The following is a 16486-nucleotide window of genomic DNA, read 5'->3' as shown; positions in this document are numbered from 1 at the left end:
TTAGTCGGCGGGACGCAATTTTTTGACTTCGTCGTCTGTCGGTTGAACGCTTGCGCCATCGACATAACGGAACGATGTCATCACGCCCTTGCCGTCCTTTAGCGCGGTCACGCCGACATACGCGCCCATCGTCGATTGATTATCCTGCTTGCGATAAACGATCGGCCCAAACGGCGTATCGACAGGCAAGCCTTTAAAGGCAGCGGCAAGCTTGTCGGGATCGGTCGTGCCGGCTTTCTTCAAGCCATTGGCAAGCGACATCATCGCACTATAGCCGACCACCGAGCCTAAGCGCGGATAGTCGTGATACTTCGCTTCATACGCGGCGACGAATTGCTTGTTGGCGAGCGTGTCGATCGAATACCACGGATAGCCCGTGACGATCCAACCCGTCGGCGCTTCGGCGCCGAGCGGATCGAGATAATCGGGCTCGCCGGTCAGCAACGACACGACCTTGCGATCCTTGAACAAGCCGCGCGTATTGCCCTCGCGCACGAACTTGCCGAGATCGGAGCTGAACAGCACGTTGAAGATCGCGTCGGGCTTGGCATCGGCGAGTGTCTGCGTGACTGCGCCTGCATCGATGTTGTTGAGCGGCGTCGCCTGTTCGGTGACGAACTCGACATCGGGCTGCGCGGCCTTGAGCAGACGCTTGAACGTCGCCACCGCCGACTGACCGTACTCGTAGTTCGGATAGACCAGCGCCCAGCGCTTCTTCTTGAGCTTCGCGGCTTCGGGCACGAGCATCGCGACCTGCATGTACGTCGACGGACGCAGACGATACGTGTACTTGTTGCCGTCCTGCCAGACGATCTTGTCGGTGAGCGGTTCGGCGGCCAGGAAGAAGATGCGCCGCTGCTTGGCATAGTCCGCGAGCGCGAGACCCGTGTTCGACAGATAGCCGCCGAACAGCAGCTTCACCTGTTCGCACGTCACGAGCTCTTGCGCGACGCGCACGGTATCGCCGGGATTGCCGTTGTCGTCGCGTGACACGACTTCGAGCTTGTTGCCGTTGACGCCGCCCGCCGCGTTGATTTGATCGAGCGCCAGATTCCAGCCGTTGCGATACGGCATGAGAAACGCCGGCACGACCTTGTAGCTGTTGATCTCGCCGATCTTGATGGTGTCCGCATGCGCCGCGAAGCTGACGCTCGCGGCGATAGCGCAAAGGGTCAGGCGCATCGTCGTGCCTGCACGGTGGGTTATGAATCACGCTCCCTGATAGTTGAATGAGTTAAAACTCACACGCCGAGATACGCGCGACGCGCGGCATCATCAGCGACGAAATCGTGCATAGCGCCTGCGTGGCGCACTTATCCTTTCTCCAGCACATAGACGCGATCGCTCACCAGTCCGGCAAAATGCAGATTCTGCTCGGACAAAAGGATCGACAAGCCTTCGCGCTTCAGTTCCAGAATCATATCGGCCATCTGCTCGACGATCACGGGCGCAACGCCTTCCGACGGTTCGTCGAGCAGCACGACGCGCGGATTGCCCATCAGCGTGCGCGATACCGTCAGCATCTGCTGCTCGCCGCCGCTCATGCGCGACCCGCGACGTTCTCGCGCATTTCGCCGAGATTCGGGAACACACGAAACAGCTTGTTCGGCGTCCATGATGGCGCGCCATCGCGCGGCGGCTGACGGCCCGTGTCGAGATTTTCCATCACCGTGAGATCGCCGAACACGCGACGATCCTCGGGCACATAACCCAGCCCCGCGCGCGCGATGCGATGCGTCGGCCACGCGTCGATACGCTCGCCCATGAACGCGATATCGCCCGACTTGCGCGGCATCATGTTCATGATGGCCTTCATCGTCGTGGACTTGCCCGCGCCGTTGCGACCCATCAGCGCGACCACTTCGCCGCGCCCTACTTCGAAGCTCACATCGAACAGGATCTGCGCGCGGCCATAGTACGCGTTGAGCCTTTCGACTTTCAGCAGCGGCGTCATGATGCGTCTCCGTCGTTCAGCATCGCGCGCGGCGCGAACGATGCGCCCGTGCCGAGATAGACCTCGCGCACGCGTGCATCGTTGCGGATGGTGTTCGCGTCGCCTTGCGCGATCAGACGTCCGCGCGCGAGCACGATCAGGCGGTCCGCGTATTCGAACACCACGTCCATGCTGTGCTCCGTAAACAACACGCCGATGTTGCGCTGTTTCGCGAGCCGCGCGGTCAGCGCCATGAGTTCGTTGCGCTCTTGCGGCGCCATGCCCGCGGTGGGTTCGTCCATCAACAGCAGCTTCGGCGCATTGGCGAGCGCGATGGCGAGTTCCACGCGCTTGACATCGCCATACGCGAGCACCGCGCAACTGCGCTTCGCGTGCGATGCTATGCCGACGAGATCGAGCAAGGCGAGCGCATCGTCGGCACGCCATGACGCGACGCGGCCGAAGAGACTGAACACGCGCCGTTCGTGCGAGAGCAGCGCCATCTGCACGTTTTCGAGGACCGTCATCGAATTGAAGGTCGCGGCGATTTGAAACGTTCGGCCGACGCCGAGCCGCCATATGTCGCGCGGACGCTTGCCCGCCAGTTCGTGTCCGTCGAAACGGATCGAGCCTGAAGTCGGCGTCAGTTGTCCGTTGATCATGTTGAAGCAGGTCGATTTTCCCGCGCCGTTCGGGCCGATCAGCGCGAGCAACTGCCCTGCTTCGAGATCGAACGATACGCCGTCGACCGCCTTCACGCCGTCGAAGGACTTCGACAGGGATTCGATACGCAGGAGACTCATTCGGCCTCCGCGAAACGGCTACGCACGAAGCCCACGATGCCTTGCGGAAACGCGATCACGAGCAGCAAAATGGCCGCGCCGAGCAGCGCCTGCCAGTAATCGGTCTGACGCGCGACGGTATCTTGCAGCCACGTAAAAACGGCCGCGCCGGCCAGCGGTCCGACGAGCGTCTGAATGCCGCCGAGCAGCACCATCACGAGACCGTCGACGGAACGCGCCACGCTGATCACATCGGGCGAGATATTGCCTTTCGAGAACGCGTACAAAGATCCGGCGAGCCCGCATATGAGCGCGGCGACGACGAACGCAACCCATTGCACGCGCGCCACGTCGATACCGATGGCTTCGGCGCGCAAGGGCGAATCGCGGCCCGCGCGCATCGCGAGGCCGAGCGGCGCGAACAGCATGCGCCGCAACAGCAGCACGCCGACGATGCCCATCGCCAGCGTCACGTAGTAATACGCGACCGGCGACGACAGCCACGGCGCAGGCCATAGACCGAGGATGCCGTTGCTGCCGCCCGTCACCGCATCCCACTGATAGATGACGGACCAGACGATCTGCGCGAACGCGAGCGTGAGCATCGCGAGATAGACGCCCGATAGCCGCACGCAGAACCAGCCGAACACCAGCGCGCCCACACCCGCGATCAGCGGACCGAGCACGAGCGCGGCTTCCATCGGCAAGGCGAAGACCTTCAGAAACAAGGCCGCGCCGTAAGCGCCGAGCCCGAAATACGCGGCGTGCCCGAACGAATGCATGCCGCCCGGTCCCATGATGAAATGCAGGCTCGCGGCGAACAGCGCGGCGATCATGATCTCGACCATCAGCACGGGCATGTAGGGAAACGCATCGGCGAACAACGGCGCGAGCGCGAGCAGCAACACGACGATGCTCGCGGCGAGCTTGCCGCGTCGCGTGAAGGGACGCAAAGGTGTATCGGCGGGCGCGGCTGAACGGGCGATCGCTTGCGGCCTGCCGAACAGGTCCCACGGACGCAACACGAGCACCACGGCCACCACGACGAATTCGGCGACCAGCGTGAACTTCGACAACGAGAAGTCGATGCCGAACATCGATACATGTCCGATGCCGATACACAGCGCCTTGATCTCGGCGATCAGCAAGGCGGCGACGAACGCGCCCGGAATCGAGCCCATGCCGCCGACCACAACAACCACGAACGCGTTGCCGATGGTATCGAGATCGAGCGACAGATTCGCGGACATGCGCGGCATCTGCAACGCGCCGCCCAAACCCGCGAGAAACGCGCCGACGAAGAAGACGCCGGTAAAGAGCCACGCCTGATTTACGCCGAGCGCGCCGAGCATGTCGCGGTCGATGCTCGCGGCGCGCACGAGCGTGCCCCATCGCGTGCGCGTCAACGCATACCAGAGCGACGCGAGCACCAGCGGACCGATTGCGATCAACGCAAGATCGTAGGTCGGCAACGCGTGACCGAGCCATTGCACCGCGCCCGCGAGATGCGGCGCACGCGGACCGAATCGGTCTTCCGGTCCCCAGATGTAGAGCGCGGCATCGCGGAAAATCAGCACGAGCGCGAATGTTGCCAGCAGATGAAACAACTCGGGCGCGCGATAGATGCGCCTCAGCACGCCCACTTCGATCACCGCGCCCAACACGCCGATCACCGCCGCCGCACCGACGATCGACGCCCAAAAGCCCGCGACGCTTCCACCGAAGCGGCTCGTCAGGCTGGTCGCGACATACATGCCGAGCATATAGAGCGAGCCGTGCGCGAAATTCACGATGCGCGTGACGCCGAAGATCAGCGACAGGCCGGAGGCGACCAGAAAGAGCGCGCAGGCATCGGCGAGACCGTTGACGAGCTGGACGAGAAGGTTGGCGAACATCGGCTAAAGCGCGGTGCGGGTGCGAAAGAGCCGACATTATCGGTTAAATGCGCTTGCCGTCCCGATGCGTCTAAAAAAGCCCTAAGGAAAACGCGTCTTGACGCATCTGATGACTCGTATATCCTGTTCGCAGGGCGATTGTCAGAAACGACGTCCCCATCCGCAGTCCAATCTCGCCAAACGAGTGCAATCGTGAGAGTCCAAGGCCCTCTGGTCAAGCGGAGCGCACGCTCCAGCACCAATCGCCGCGGCATGCATCCCGACCAAAGCCGCGTAACGTCGAATTTCATCATCCTGTCACGCCGCAGCGTGCGTCGTCGCAATGTTGCCGCGCGCGCGTTCATCGCCGTGCATTGCGTCGGTGCGGCTTCGCTGCTGCCGTAGCGCCTCCTCCCGTTTCGTTTATTCCCCTGACTGACACGTCCGTGCGCTCGCGCGCGTGACGACGTTCGTCCTCATTTTCGCGCCTTCGCATTGCTTGCGAAGGCCGTGGGCGCGTTCGCCCTTTCGAAACCCAGGAAACGAGAGACACACATGGAACGCATCGACGAATTCCTGCGAAAACATCACATCACCGAAATCGAGGCCATCATTCCCGATATGGCCGGCACCGCCCGCGGCAAGATCATTCCGCGCAGTAAGTTCGAATCGGGCGAAGCGATGCGTTTGTCGCAAGCCGTGATGATGCAGACCGTCACCGGCGATTACCCCGACGACGGCACCTTCAGCGGCATCACCGATCCCGACATGATCTGCGTGCCCGATGCGAGCACGATCCGCCTGATTCCCTGGGCCACCGATCCGACCGCGCAAGTGATCCACGATTGCGTGCATTTCGACGGCACGCCGGTCGCGATTTCTCCGCGCCGCGTGTTGCGCGACGTGCTGCAAAAATTCGCTGCAAAAGGCTGGCGTCCCGTCGTCGCGCCCGAGCTCGAGTTCTTTCTCGTCGATGTCAATCGCGATCCCGATCTGCCTCTGCAGCCGCCGGTCGGGCGCACGGGCCGCGCGGAAACGGGACGTCAGGCGTATTCGATCGATGCCGTGAACGAGTTCGATACGCTCTTCGAAGACATTTATGAATACTGCGAGATGCAGGAGCTCGAAGTCGATACGCTGATTCACGAAGTCGGCGCGGCGCAGATGGAAATCAACTTTCTGCATGGCGATCCGCTCAATCTCGCCGATCGCGTGTTCCTCTTCAAGCGCACCGTGCGCGAAGCCGCACTGCGTCACAAGATGTACGCGACCTTCATGGCCAAGCCGATGGAGAACGAACCCGGTTCGGCCATGCATGTGCATCAAAGCGTGGTCGATGCCGAGTCCGGCCGCAATCTCTTCAGCGACCGCGATGGACAAGCAAGCGGCCTCTTCTACAGCTATATCGCCGGATTGCAGAAATACACGCCCGCGCTGATGCCGATCTTCGCGCCGTACATCAACTCGTATCGTCGATTGACGCGCTTCATGGCCGCGCCGATCAACGTGCAATGGGGTTACGACAATCGCACGGTCGGCTTTCGCGTGCCGCATGCATCGCCTGCCGCGCGACGGATCGAAAATCGCATTCCCGGCGTGGATTGCAATCCGTATCTCGCGATTGCCGCGACGCTCGCCGCAGGCTATCTCGGCATGACGCAACATCTCGAACCGAGCGCGCCGCTCGCAAGCGATGGCTATCGTCTGCCGTTTCAGTTGCCGCGCAATCTCGAAGAAGGCCTGACGTTGATGGGCGCGTGCGAACCGCTCGCCGAGATGTTCGGCGAGCAATTCGTGCGCGCGTATCTGACGCTCAAGGAGACCGAATACGAAGCGTTCTTCCGCGTGATCAGTTCGTGGGAACGCAAGCATTTGCTGCTGCACGTTTAACGCTATCAGAGACGACGACATGAATGACCGATTCGATTCGACATCGCATTACCGCGCGCTCGACGCCGCGCATCATATTCATCCGTTCTCGGACATGGGCACGCTCAATCGCGCGGGAAGCCGCGTCATCGTGAAGGCCGAAGGCGTGCATCTGTGGGACTCGGACGGCGCGCGCCTGATTGACGGCATGGCGGGACTCTGGTGCGTGAACGTCGGTTACGGACGACGCGAACTCGCCGATGCCGCTTACGCGCAACTGTGCGAATTGCCCTACTACAAGGCGTTTTTCAAGACCACGCATCCACCGGTGATCGAGTTATCGGCCTTGCTGGCGGAGATCGCGTCGCCGTTCGAACGCTTCGTCTATTGCAATAGCGGATCGGAGGCGAACGATATGGCGCTGCGCATCGTGCATCGCTATTGGGCTTTGCAAGGGCAATCGTCGAAGCGATATGTGATCGCGCGGAACAACGCCTATCATGGCTCCACGATCGCTGGCGCGACGCTCGGCGGCATGAGCTATATGCACGAGCAGATGCCATCGAAAATGGAACATGTTGCGCATATCGATCAGCCGTATTGGTTCGGCGAGGGCGGCACGCTGAGCGAAGAAACGTTCGGGCTCGAACGCGCGCGTCAGCTCGAAACGAAGATCCTCGAACTCGGCGCGGAGAATGTCGCGGCTTTTATCGGCGAGCCGTTTCAAGGCGCGGGCGGCGTGATCTTTCCGTCCGCGAACTATTGGGCGGAGATCGAACGCATCTGTCGCAAGCACGATGTCCTGTTGATCGCCGATGAAGTGATCGGCGGTTTCGGTCGAACGGGCGAATGGTTCGCGCATCGACACTTCGGCTTCGAACCGGATCTCATCACGATGGCCAAGGGCCTTACGAGCGGCTATGTGCCGATGGGCGCGGTCGGTCTTAATCAGCGTATCGCGGATGCGATCGTCGAAGGCGGTGAGTTCAATCACGGCTTCACGTATTCGGGGCATCCGGTGGCGGCGGCGGTCGCGGTGGCCAATCTGAAATTGATGCGCGATGAAGGCATCGTCGAACGCGTCAAACGCGATATCGGGCCGTATTTTCAGCGGCGTTTGCGCGAGGCGTTGAGCGATCATGCGATTGTCGGCGAAGTCGTCGGCGCAGGACTCGTCGCGGGCATTTAACTCGCGGAAGATCGCACGACACGCAAGCGCTTCGCAAATGCGGACGACGTCGGCACGTTATGCCGCGACTTCTGCTTCGACGATGGCCTCGTCATGCGCGCAAGCCACGATCGCATGTTGCTGTCGCCGCCGCTGATCATCACGCATGCGGAAATCGACGAGATCGTGGAGAAGGCACGGCGCGCCATCGACAAGACCGCGCACGCTATAAAAAGCCGCTAACGCGTCTTGCTCGCGAAATGCTCCGCCGCCATCAGCCTGAACGCGGTGACGGCGGGATTGTCCTGATCCGCGCGCCAGGCCATGCTCATTTCAGCCTGCACGGATTGGCCGGCAATGCGCCTGAACTCCACATTGTCGTAATGAAATCGTTGCGAGGAAAACGGCAGGATGCTGACGCCCAAGCCTGCGCGCACGAGCGAAAGAATCGTGGGCGTCTGATCGATGTATTGCGTGAATTGCGGCTTCACGTCCGTCGTCGTGAACATGCCCATGATGCGCTCGTAGAAATACTTGCCGTGCGTGGGCGAATGCATGATGAACGCCTGATCGTCCAGTTGCGCGAGTTCGATTTCGTCGAAGCGGCATAACGCATGACCCGCGGGCAGCGCGACGATCATCGGCTCTTTATCGACGAGCAAAAATTCGAGCGGTTGACGCGAAGGCAAAGGCCGCAGGAAACCGAGGTCGATGGCCTTCGCCGCAAACGCCTCGATCTGCGCGACGGACACGAGTTCGAGTAGCACGACGTCGATATCGGGCAACGCGTGCTTCGCGGCCATCAACAGTTCGGGGATGAGTTCGTAGCCCGCCGCGCCGGTAAATCCGAGCCGCACGCGGCCCGTCGTGCCCTTGCTCGCGCGACGTACCGTGCTTTCCGCCTGCTCCGCGATGCTCAGCAGACGCGAGGCATCCGCGAGAAACACGCGCCCTTCGGTCGTGAGCTTGACCGTGCGACCGATGCGCTCGAACAGCTTCACGCCGAGGTTTTCTTCGAGCAGATGAATCTGGCGGTTGAGCGACGGCTGAGTCATGTTCAGCAACGCCGCTGCGCGCCGGAAATTCAGCTCCGTCGCGGCGGCGACGAAGCAACGCACTTGTCCGAGATCGAGCATTCGTAATCGACGTAGGCGGATTAGCCGATCATTATATGTTCGACGCTCGTGCGCGACATGGATCAGGTCGTGAGACTGCCTTCGGGACGCTCGCCTGCCAAAGCCTGCGCAAGACTCGCGAGCACCATCTCGCCCATCGCCGTGCGCGATTCCACCGTCGCGCTCGCGCGATGCGCCTGCAACACGACGCGATTCATCGTGAACAGTTCGGCGGGCACATTGGGTTCATCGACGAATACATCGAGGCCCGCGCCCGCGATCACGCCGCCCTGCAGCGCTTCGACCAGATCGCTTTCGACCACCAGCTTGCCGCGCGCGATATTGATGAGATAGCCGTCGCGGCCCAGCGCATCGAGCACGGCCGCGTTGATGATGCCCTGCGCCTTGTCCGCAGCGGCCGCGAGCACGAGGATGTCGCTCTCTCGCGCGAGCGTCAGCAGATCGGGCGCGAAGCGATACGCCACATCGTCCATGCTGCGCACATCGGTGTAAGCGACGGGACAATCGAATGCCGCCGCGCGCTTGGCGATCGCGCGTCCCACCTTGCCGAGACCGACGATGCCCACGCGCTTGCCGCTGAAACGACGCGACAACGGAATCGCACTCGGACTCGGGAATTCAGGCCACTTTGCATCGCGCACGAAGTCATGGCCCGGCACGATCTCGCGCAACACGGTGATGATGAGATCGATCGTCAGATCGGCGACGTCTTCCGTCAACGCGCCGAACGTCGCCGTCACCGGAATGCCGCGCGAACGCGCGAAGGCGAGATCGACTGCATCGGTGCCGACGCCGTTCACCGCGATCACTTTCAACGCGGGCAAGCGCTCGATCATGTCGTTCGAAATGCCCGTATGCTCGCCCGTGATCACGCCGCGAATCGACGCGCCGTGCTCGCGCAGATAAGCGTCCTTGTCCTCCTGTTCGAACAGGCGATGCATCGTGTAACGCGCGTTCAATGTGTCGTTGATGGCGGGCACGAGAATCGGATTCAGTTGCAGGATATCGGGCTTCGGGTAGTTCATGCGGACGCTCCTTTCTGTTCAAGTCCTACGCTGCACGCAAGCCATTGATGCCGCGCGATGCGGAAGGATCATCGCGTCATTCGCGACGAGCGTCCAATCCCGATTTCATATCAACTGATACACGGATAATCGATTCAATCCGGGAATCAGGTAATAGCAATAAAAGATTGGACGCTTGCGTTGACGCACCGCGACAATGCAGACGTAGAAGGTCGATCATCAAAAGAGCCTCGCAAACCGATACGGAGACAAACAGCGTGAGTAACGTCGACAGCACGGTCGCGTCCGCCCGGATGCACGCCGAAACCGAAAAGCGCACCAGCCATCGCTGGATCGTGATGGGCCTGATCTTCTGCATCTGGGCCATCGCTTGCGCGGATCGCGCGAACTTCGGCATCGCGCTGCCGTATCTGAAGAAGGAATACTGCATCTCGAACACCGAGGCCGGTTTGATCGTCAGCCTGTTTTCGTTCGCTTACGGCTTCGTGCAGATTCCCGTCGGCCTGCTTTACAAGCGCCTTAGCGAAAAAACCACCGGCTGGCTGTTTTCCGTGTTCATGATTCTCATATCGGTCTTTACCGGACTGATGGGCACGACCTCCTCCGTATTTCTGCTGATGGCGTATCGCGTCGGTCTCGGTTTGTCGGAAGGGCCGCTCGGTATCGGCTGCACCAACGTGATCAATCGCTGGTTTCCGGCGCGCGAAAAAGGCTCGGCCACGGGCTTGTGGATTGCGGCATCGAAGCTCGGGCCGTTGATCGTGCCATCGGTGTGCATCATCGTGATTCAGCTTTGGGGATGGCGCGAAATCTTCTATGTGTTCGCGATTCCCGGCATTCTCTTCGCGATTCTGTGGATGTTCCTCGTCACCAACTCGCCGTCCGAAAACCGCTTCTGCTCGCCGGCGGAACAGCGCTATATCGCCGATGAATCGAACGACATGGCGCGTCAAAGCGGACGTCGCGCACAAATGGAGCCGATGCCCTTCATCGACACCTTCAACCGCACGAAGAAAGTGCCCGCGCTCGAAACCGTGGGGCAAGTGTTCCGCTCGTGGAATATCTTCGGCGTGGCGCTCGGCTACGGCTGCATGATCGGCATCAGCAATATTTTTATCTCGTGGATTCCGACTTATCTCGTCACGGTGAAGGGCTTTACGTCGGTGAAAATGGGCTTTCTCGCATCGGCGCCGTTCATCGGCGCGGTGGCGGGCAACATGCTCGGCGGATGGATCTCCGATCGCTTCCTCGGCGGCCGCCGCAAGCCGATGATGATGCTCGGCGCGCTCGGCACCATGATCATGATGTTCGCGCTCATCGATGCGCCCAACAGCGTCGCCTATCTCGGCGCGGCGTTGATGATGGCGGGCCTGATGCTCGGCATCGGCTTCGCGGGCTACTCAGCGTACCCGATGGGTCTCGCCACCAAGGCGACGTATCCGACGGCGTTCGGCATCGTGAATTCGGTTGGGCAGATCGGCGGTGCATGCGCGCCGCTCGCGGTCGGCTTTCTGCTCGACAGCTATAGCTGGACCAGCGTGTTCATCTATATGCTCGGCACGTCGCTGCTGTGTCTCGTGTTGCTGATCAGCGTCGTCGAACCGATCGCACAAACCAGCAAGAAGTAAGCGCTATAAGCCCTGCTCGACCATATCGAGCAGACGCTCCGCAAGCGGCTCGATACGCGCACGCGCGAGCCCTTGCAACGGCCCTTCGATCAACAACAACGCGAAGCCGTGCACCGCGCTCCACGCGAGATATTCCGCACCGGCGCGACGCGCGGCATCGAGCGCCTCCGCCTCCACCAATTCATCCAGCGCACGGCTCAGCAATTCGAACGGATCGAGTCCGCTCGGACCTTTGCCGTAAGCGCCCTCATGCGCGCCCCACTCCGCAGGCGGCGCGGCGAACGCGGTGCGGAACAGGCCGGTTTCCTGTTGCGCGAAACGCAGATAACCCGCGCCGATTGCCCGCAGACCCGCGCGCGCCGTATCCGCGCGACGGCGTTTCTTCGGACGCGCCGCCAACTCATCTTCCATCGCCTGCGCAACCGACGATAACGCCGCCGATCGCACGGCCGTCAGCAATTCGTCACGGCTCGCGAAGTGCCGGTACGCCGCGTTCGGCACCACGCCCGCGCGACGCGTCGCTTCGCGCAGCACCACGGCATCCGGTCCGCCGTCACGCGCCAGTTCGACGCCCGCTTCGATCAACGCGCGTCGCAGATCGCCATGTCTGTAAGTGCTTCGCGGCTTGAGATTCGTCATTTTTATTTTGTCGGGCTTTCCATATGTGGACAGTGTCCATTATCTCTGCTATTTTTGTGGACGGTGTACACAAGTGGAAATAAGCCTTCGCACGAAGCTTTGCCGTTGTATTGTCACGACGACGCTGCATCGTGAGACGGTGTATTGCTAACAGCCGCGCAGTCCAACTCAAGGAGCAGACATGCAAGTTCAGCCCTATCTGTTTTTCGAAGGCCGTTGCGAAGAGGCCATCACGTTTTATCGCGAGCATCTCGGCGCGCAAACGGTGATGATGATGCGCTTCAAGGAAAATCCCGAAGCGGGCAAGGCGCAAGCTTCGGAAGGTTGCGGCATGCCCGCGGGCTCCGAGGACAAGATCATGCACTACGCACTGATGATCGGCGACTCGATGATCATGGCATCCGACGGCATGTGCAGTGGCAAGCCGAATTTCGCGGGCATATCGCTTTCGCTCACGGCCAACGACGAACAACAAGCCGAGAAATATTTCGCCGCGCTGGGCAACGGCGGCCAGGTGCAGATGGCGATGACGCAAACGTTCTTCGCCAAGCGCTTCGGCATGGTTCAGGACAAATTCGGCGTGTCGTGGATGGTGCTCGGCGGCATGGAATCGCAACTGGCATACCGTCTCGCGGGTACGCTGCTTGCGCGCCTCTCCTCCGTAACGTTCCCAAGGAGAGGCCGACATGGAGAGCAACTACGCAGGACGTTCGCAGGAAGATCGCATTGCGCGCGACAAGCGTCAGAAGCAGCCGGCGCAGGAGCAATCGGGCGGCGACATGGCCAAGCCCGGCACCGAAGCCGACAAGGACCACAGCTGCGGCGAATTGTCGGAGCGCGGCAAGCAGGTATGGCGCACGGGTTCGGGCATCGACGGAGGGGGAAAGACCTGACAGGCATGTCGGGTAAAAAACGTGGAACAATGCGGGATGCTATCCGTACTATCCGCATTCACGTTTTGACAGGAGCTTTCTATGAGCGCCCCGCGCAAGAACACCCCTTCCGCTTCGGACATGCCCGCATCCGCTGATCGTCCGAGCCGCGAGGAAGCCGAAGCCGCCGTGCGCGTCCTGCTGCGCTGGGCCGGTGACGATCCCAGGCGTGAAGGTTTGATCGACACGCCCGCGCGCGTCGTTCGCTCCTACGAAGAGTTTTTTCAAGGCTACGAGCAAAATCCGCACGAAATCCTGTCGCGTACGTTTTCCGAAGTGCAGGGTTACGACGAGATGATCGTACTGAAGGACATCCGCTTCGAGAGCTATTGCGAGCATCATATGGTGCCGATTATCGGCCGCGCGCATGTCGCGTATCTGCCGAACAAGCGCGTGGTCGGGATTTCCAAGCTCGCGCGTCTGGTCGATGCCTTCGCCAAGCGTTTGCAGATTCAGGAGAAGATGACCGCGCAAATCGCCGATACGCTCAACGAGGTGTTGCAACCTATTGGCGTCGGCGTGATTCTGGAAGCGGCGCATCAATGCATGTCGACGCGCGGCGTGCATAAGGCGGGCGTATCGATGGTGACGTCGCGCATGCTCGGCTCGTTCCGCGACGATCCCTCGACGCGTCGCGAGTTTCTGTCGATCGTCGGCAATTCGAATGCGTTCAGCGTATCGAATACTTGACGTTTGCTGTAGCGCACAAAGCAAAAGGCCTTCAAATGAAGGCCTTTTGTATTTTTAGCGCGAGATAATCAAGCGTCGAAACTGTGTCCCGACGAATCGTCGCTGCTCGCTTCGCGCACCTTGCCTTGCGACACGTTGCTGCCCGGCGGCACGCTATGCGTGAGCCACACATTGCCGCCGATAACCGAGCCCTGGCCGATCGTCACGCGACCGAGAATCGTCGCGCCTGCGTAAATGACAACATCGTCTTCCACGATCGGATGACGCGCGTTGCCCTTGACCAGCGAACCGTCGCTCGTCGAAGGAAAGGTCTTCGCGCCCAGCGTCACCGCCTGATACACGCGCACGCGCTCGCCGATGATCGCCGTTTCGCCGATCACCACGCCCGTGCCGTGGTCGATAAAAAAGCTCGGCCCGATCGTCGCGCCCGGGTGAATATCGATGCCCGTCAGCGAATGCGCGATCTCGTTGATAAAACGCGCCAGCAGCGGCACGCCGAGCTTCTGCAAGGCATGCGCCAGGCGATGATGCGTCATCGCCAGAATGCCGGGATAGCGATGATGCGTCATCGCCAGAATGCCGGGATAGCACAGCAAAATCTCGGTGATATGTTGCGCGGCGGGATCGCCCGTGAACGCGGCGCGGATATCCGACACCAGCAGCGCGCGAATCTGCGGCAGTTGCGAACCGAACTCGCGTGCAATGTCGAATGCGCGCGCGCTCAGTTCGGCATCGCCGGTTTCGCGATGTTCGGGCAGGAAGCGCATCGCGCGTCGAATCTGCTCGTGCAGCAAACGCAAGGTGCTTTCGAGCGTCTGGCCGACGTAGAAATCGACGCTTTCGTCAGTCAGGTCCGGCGCGCCGTAATGCGTCGGAAAGAGTGCGGCACGCAGGCCATTCACGATCCGCACGATGGCATCGCGCGAAGGCAATTCGCGTATGCCCAGCGGATGGCGCGTGCGATGCAACTCCTCGCGCGACTGGCGCAGATCGGCGACGATGCGGGACAAACCCCATTCGTTCGGCGCGAAATTGCCGGTGTCGTGCGAAAAAGCGAAAGGCGGAGCGGCCTCTAGCGGTGGCTTGTTGTGCATGTCAACCCAGAACGAGAATATTGACCGCCGTGACGTGCCTGGCGGAAACAGGTCTCAAGATTAACCGGTTTTGCGCAAACTTGCCGCCGGCCGCAGCGGGCCGGGATGTCGTCGACGTCGAAGGAGCGCGAAAGCGTGCATGGTCAGATCGTTACGTTGCTCGCGTCGATCCAGCGCACGGCCCAGTCGCGCGCATGCGCGATGGCGTCGTACTCGGTGCGAAAGCGCAACTCGGCGGGAAAGAACCGGTTGGCGACGAGTTCGCCATCGCTCGTTCGCGAGATCACCACATACGGTTGATAGCTGCCATCTCCGGCCCGGGTGGGCGTGCAGTTCAGAAGGTAGCCTCGATGAGAAAAGGCTGCATCGTGTTGCATGAGTCACCCTGTGTCAAAGTGCCCTGCTCGTTTGTATTGCGTTGCGTTTGTCCGGCAGCTTTCACGACGCGCCCTCCTTGTTGCTCGCGTCGCACCTGTTGCGCTTTGCCGCCGGTAGGTTCCAAATAATACTTGTATGAAATCCGCTTGGGGCCGAAAAAAAGGCGAAAAATAGCGGTCGTGGCGTGGTCGCCTTGCGACAAGGCTCGCGGTTCCGTCGCCAAATAACCGGAACGAGTCTTGCGTGAGGTGTACTTCAGTTCGGTACGATCAACGGGAGTACGTGATGAGTGACGCGAATACAAACGATCCGAAAGACAAGCAGAGCGACCACGTCGCCAATAGTCCCATCAAGACGCCGGGCGCGGAAACGGCCCACGTCAAGATGAGCGATGCGCAGAAAGCGGCCGCCGGCGGCGAGGTGCACGCGGGGGCCAACGCGCGCTCGGACCTGTCGAGGACATCCGCCGATACGACCATCGGTCCGGACGGCATGCGTGAAATGCGTCCGCGCGGCGCGGACGTGCTGAACGACGGCACGATGGACGATATCGTCGACGCCGACGGCAAGAATATCCAGGCGCAGCGCTACGACGAGATGATGCGCGAAGAGCCCGACGCGGTAATCAATTCGAACTCCACGACGGTCAATTACGTCGATACGCCCGACGACGGGCTCGGCGGCTTCGACAGCCGTCCGGGACGCAACGGCGTATTGCTGATGCTCGAACGCGGCTGGCGCATGATCGATCGCGGCATGGTCGCGCCAGCCGTGCCCGAAGTCGAGGACAAACTGCGCTTCGAAGGCCGCGATGCGCACGGTCATACCTTGCGCGGGCGCAAGCATTACGCGCTGAATCACATGCGGCCATCGCGACTGTTCGTGCTCGAGCGTTCGTAAGCAATGGGATGGACGCCCCCACCCGATGACGGCATCAATGTGCCAGAGTGGAAGTGTCATCGACCACTCAGACCGGAAGGGGCGTCATCATGCAGATTACGACGATTGGCATCGACCTGGCAAAAAACGTATTTCAGGTTCACGGGGCGAACGAGCGCGGGAAGGCAGTTTTGCGTAAGCAGTCTGGCCTGCAAAATTGAATTTGCCGGAATGGACCCGACGACGCAGTCTGGTGCAGACGTAAACGCACATCTCAGCCAGGTCTGCAGCGCACGAGTAGAGGTTGAGGCATGACGTTGAGCTGAAAACGCGCCCACGCGAGCAGCAAAAAGAATATAGGGCCAAGGCCCAGACGAACGATCGCGCGCAGCAGCCAGCGCAGGTTGTAGCCGGCCGCACACAGCACCGCATGCAGCGCGTCGCCGGTTTGCCCCTTGA

General features: G+C 61.1%; 14 protein-coding genes and 4 pseudogenes. 7 read left to right on the top strand and 11 right to left on the bottom strand.

Features of this window, described 5'->3' with window-relative positions; genetic code table 11:
• From BVER_RS16495 to BVER_RS16480, 4 genes and pseudogenes are all read right to left on the bottom strand, one after another.
• On the bottom strand, positions 1-1182 hold the full coding sequence (locus tag BVER_RS16495; protein WP_157056086.1) for an ABC transporter substrate-binding protein: 1182 nt from the start codon (positions 1180-1182) through the stop codon (positions 1-3).
• A 59-nt stretch (positions 1183-1241) separates the two neighbouring features.
• Positions 1242-1957, bottom strand: a pseudogene (locus BVER_RS16490) (ABC transporter ATP-binding protein).
• Positions 1951-2736 (bottom strand): ABC transporter ATP-binding protein, encoded by a 786-nt coding sequence (locus BVER_RS16485; RefSeq protein WP_050454227.1) that lies wholly within the window; start codon positions 2734-2736, stop codon positions 1951-1953. The pseudogene BVER_RS16490 and the gene BVER_RS16485 overlap by 7 nt, the downstream one beginning before the upstream one ends.
• Complete coding sequence (locus tag BVER_RS16480; protein WP_050454226.1) at positions 2733-4610, bottom strand: ABC transporter permease; 1878 nt, start codon at positions 4608-4610, stop codon at positions 2733-2735. The genes BVER_RS16485 and BVER_RS16480 overlap by 4 nt, the downstream gene beginning before the upstream one ends.
• A gap of 252 nt (positions 4611-4862) precedes the next feature.
• Between BVER_RS16480 and BVER_RS31605 the strand changes: the two genes are divergently transcribed.
• From BVER_RS31605 to BVER_RS16465, 3 genes and pseudogenes are all read left to right on the top strand, one after another.
• On the top strand, positions 4863-4994 hold the full coding sequence (locus BVER_RS31605) for a hypothetical protein (protein ID WP_370444259.1): 132 nt from the start codon (positions 4863-4865) through the stop codon (positions 4992-4994).
• A gap of 150 nt (positions 4995-5144) precedes the next feature.
• Positions 5145-6479 (top strand): glutamine synthetase family protein, encoded by a 1335-nt coding sequence (locus tag BVER_RS16470; RefSeq protein WP_050454224.1) that lies wholly within the window; start codon positions 5145-5147, stop codon positions 6477-6479.
• 19 nt (positions 6480-6498) lie between these two features.
• Positions 6499-7869 (top strand): annotated as a pseudogene (locus BVER_RS16465) (aspartate aminotransferase family protein).
• On the opposite strand, the gene BVER_RS16460 reads toward BVER_RS16465, so the two are convergent.
• Entirely contained in the window at positions 7866-8762 is an 897-nt protein-coding gene (locus BVER_RS16460) for a LysR substrate-binding domain-containing protein (protein WP_050454223.1), read from the bottom strand. The pseudogene BVER_RS16465 and the gene BVER_RS16460 sit on opposite strands and share 4 nt — an antisense overlap.
• Before the next feature lie 62 nt (positions 8763-8824).
• On the bottom strand, positions 8825-9787 hold the full coding sequence (locus tag BVER_RS16455) for a 2-hydroxyacid dehydrogenase (RefSeq protein ID WP_050454222.1): 963 nt from the start codon (positions 9785-9787) through the stop codon (positions 8825-8827).
• Between the two features lie 293 nt (positions 9788-10080).
• On the opposite strand from BVER_RS16455, the gene BVER_RS16450 reads away from it, so the two are divergent.
• The gene (locus tag BVER_RS16450; protein WP_157056087.1) at positions 10081-11415 is read left to right on the top strand and encodes an MFS transporter; all 1335 of its coding nucleotides are present in this window, start codon (positions 10081-10083) and stop codon (positions 11413-11415) included.
• A gap of 3 nt (positions 11416-11418) precedes the next feature.
• Here BVER_RS16450 and BVER_RS16445 read toward each other — a convergent pair whose 3' ends face one another.
• Positions 11419-12054 (bottom strand): TetR/AcrR family transcriptional regulator, encoded by a 636-nt coding sequence (locus tag BVER_RS16445; RefSeq protein ID WP_050454220.1) that lies wholly within the window; start codon positions 12052-12054, stop codon positions 11419-11421.
• 181 nt (positions 12055-12235) lie between these two features.
• Here BVER_RS16445 and BVER_RS30245 point away from each other — a divergent pair.
• Together BVER_RS30245 and folE are read left to right on the top strand one after the other, a co-directional pair.
• Positions 12236-12652: pseudogene (locus BVER_RS30245) on the top strand (VOC family protein); the annotation flags it as partial.
• 376 nt (positions 12653-13028) lie between these two features.
• Entirely contained in the window at positions 13029-13676 is a 648-nt protein-coding gene (gene folE / locus BVER_RS16430) for a GTP cyclohydrolase I FolE (RefSeq protein WP_050454217.1), read from the top strand.
• A 68-nt stretch (positions 13677-13744) separates the two neighbouring features.
• Here folE and BVER_RS16425 read toward each other — a convergent pair whose 3' ends face one another.
• The 3 genes from BVER_RS16425 to BVER_RS32600 form a co-directional block, all read right to left on the bottom strand.
• A complete protein-coding gene (locus tag BVER_RS16425) occupies positions 13745-14770 on the bottom strand; it encodes a serine O-acetyltransferase (RefSeq protein ID WP_083452215.1) in 1026 nt (341 codons plus the stop codon).
• A gap of 143 nt (positions 14771-14913) precedes the next feature.
• Positions 14914-15147 carry a DUF6566 family protein gene (locus BVER_RS16420; RefSeq protein WP_050454216.1) on the bottom strand — a complete coding sequence of 78 codons (234 nt, stop codon included), beginning with the start codon at positions 15145-15147 and terminating at the stop codon, positions 14914-14916.
• Complete coding sequence (locus BVER_RS32600; RefSeq protein WP_198155275.1) at positions 15105-15350, bottom strand: hypothetical protein; 246 nt, start codon at positions 15348-15350, stop codon at positions 15105-15107. The genes BVER_RS16420 and BVER_RS32600 overlap by 43 nt, the downstream gene beginning before the upstream one ends.
• 83 nt (positions 15351-15433) lie before the next feature.
• Between BVER_RS32600 and BVER_RS16415 the strand changes: the two genes are divergently transcribed.
• A complete protein-coding gene (locus tag BVER_RS16415; protein WP_050454215.1) occupies positions 15434-16048 on the top strand; it encodes a DUF3005 domain-containing protein in 615 nt (204 codons plus the stop codon).
• A 253-nt stretch (positions 16049-16301) separates the two neighbouring features.
• Here BVER_RS16415 and BVER_RS16405 read toward each other — a convergent pair.
• A pseudogene (locus BVER_RS16405) lies at positions 16302-16486 on the bottom strand (IS5/IS1182 family transposase); the annotation flags it as partial.

This window comes from Candidatus Burkholderia verschuerenii, assembly GCF_001189365.1.
In the GTDB taxonomy this organism is placed as follows: domain Bacteria; phylum Pseudomonadota; class Gammaproteobacteria; order Burkholderiales; family Burkholderiaceae; genus Caballeronia; species Caballeronia verschuerenii.
The sequence above is the reverse complement of the archived record's forward strand: the minus strand, read 5'-3'. Positions and strand labels throughout refer to the sequence as shown.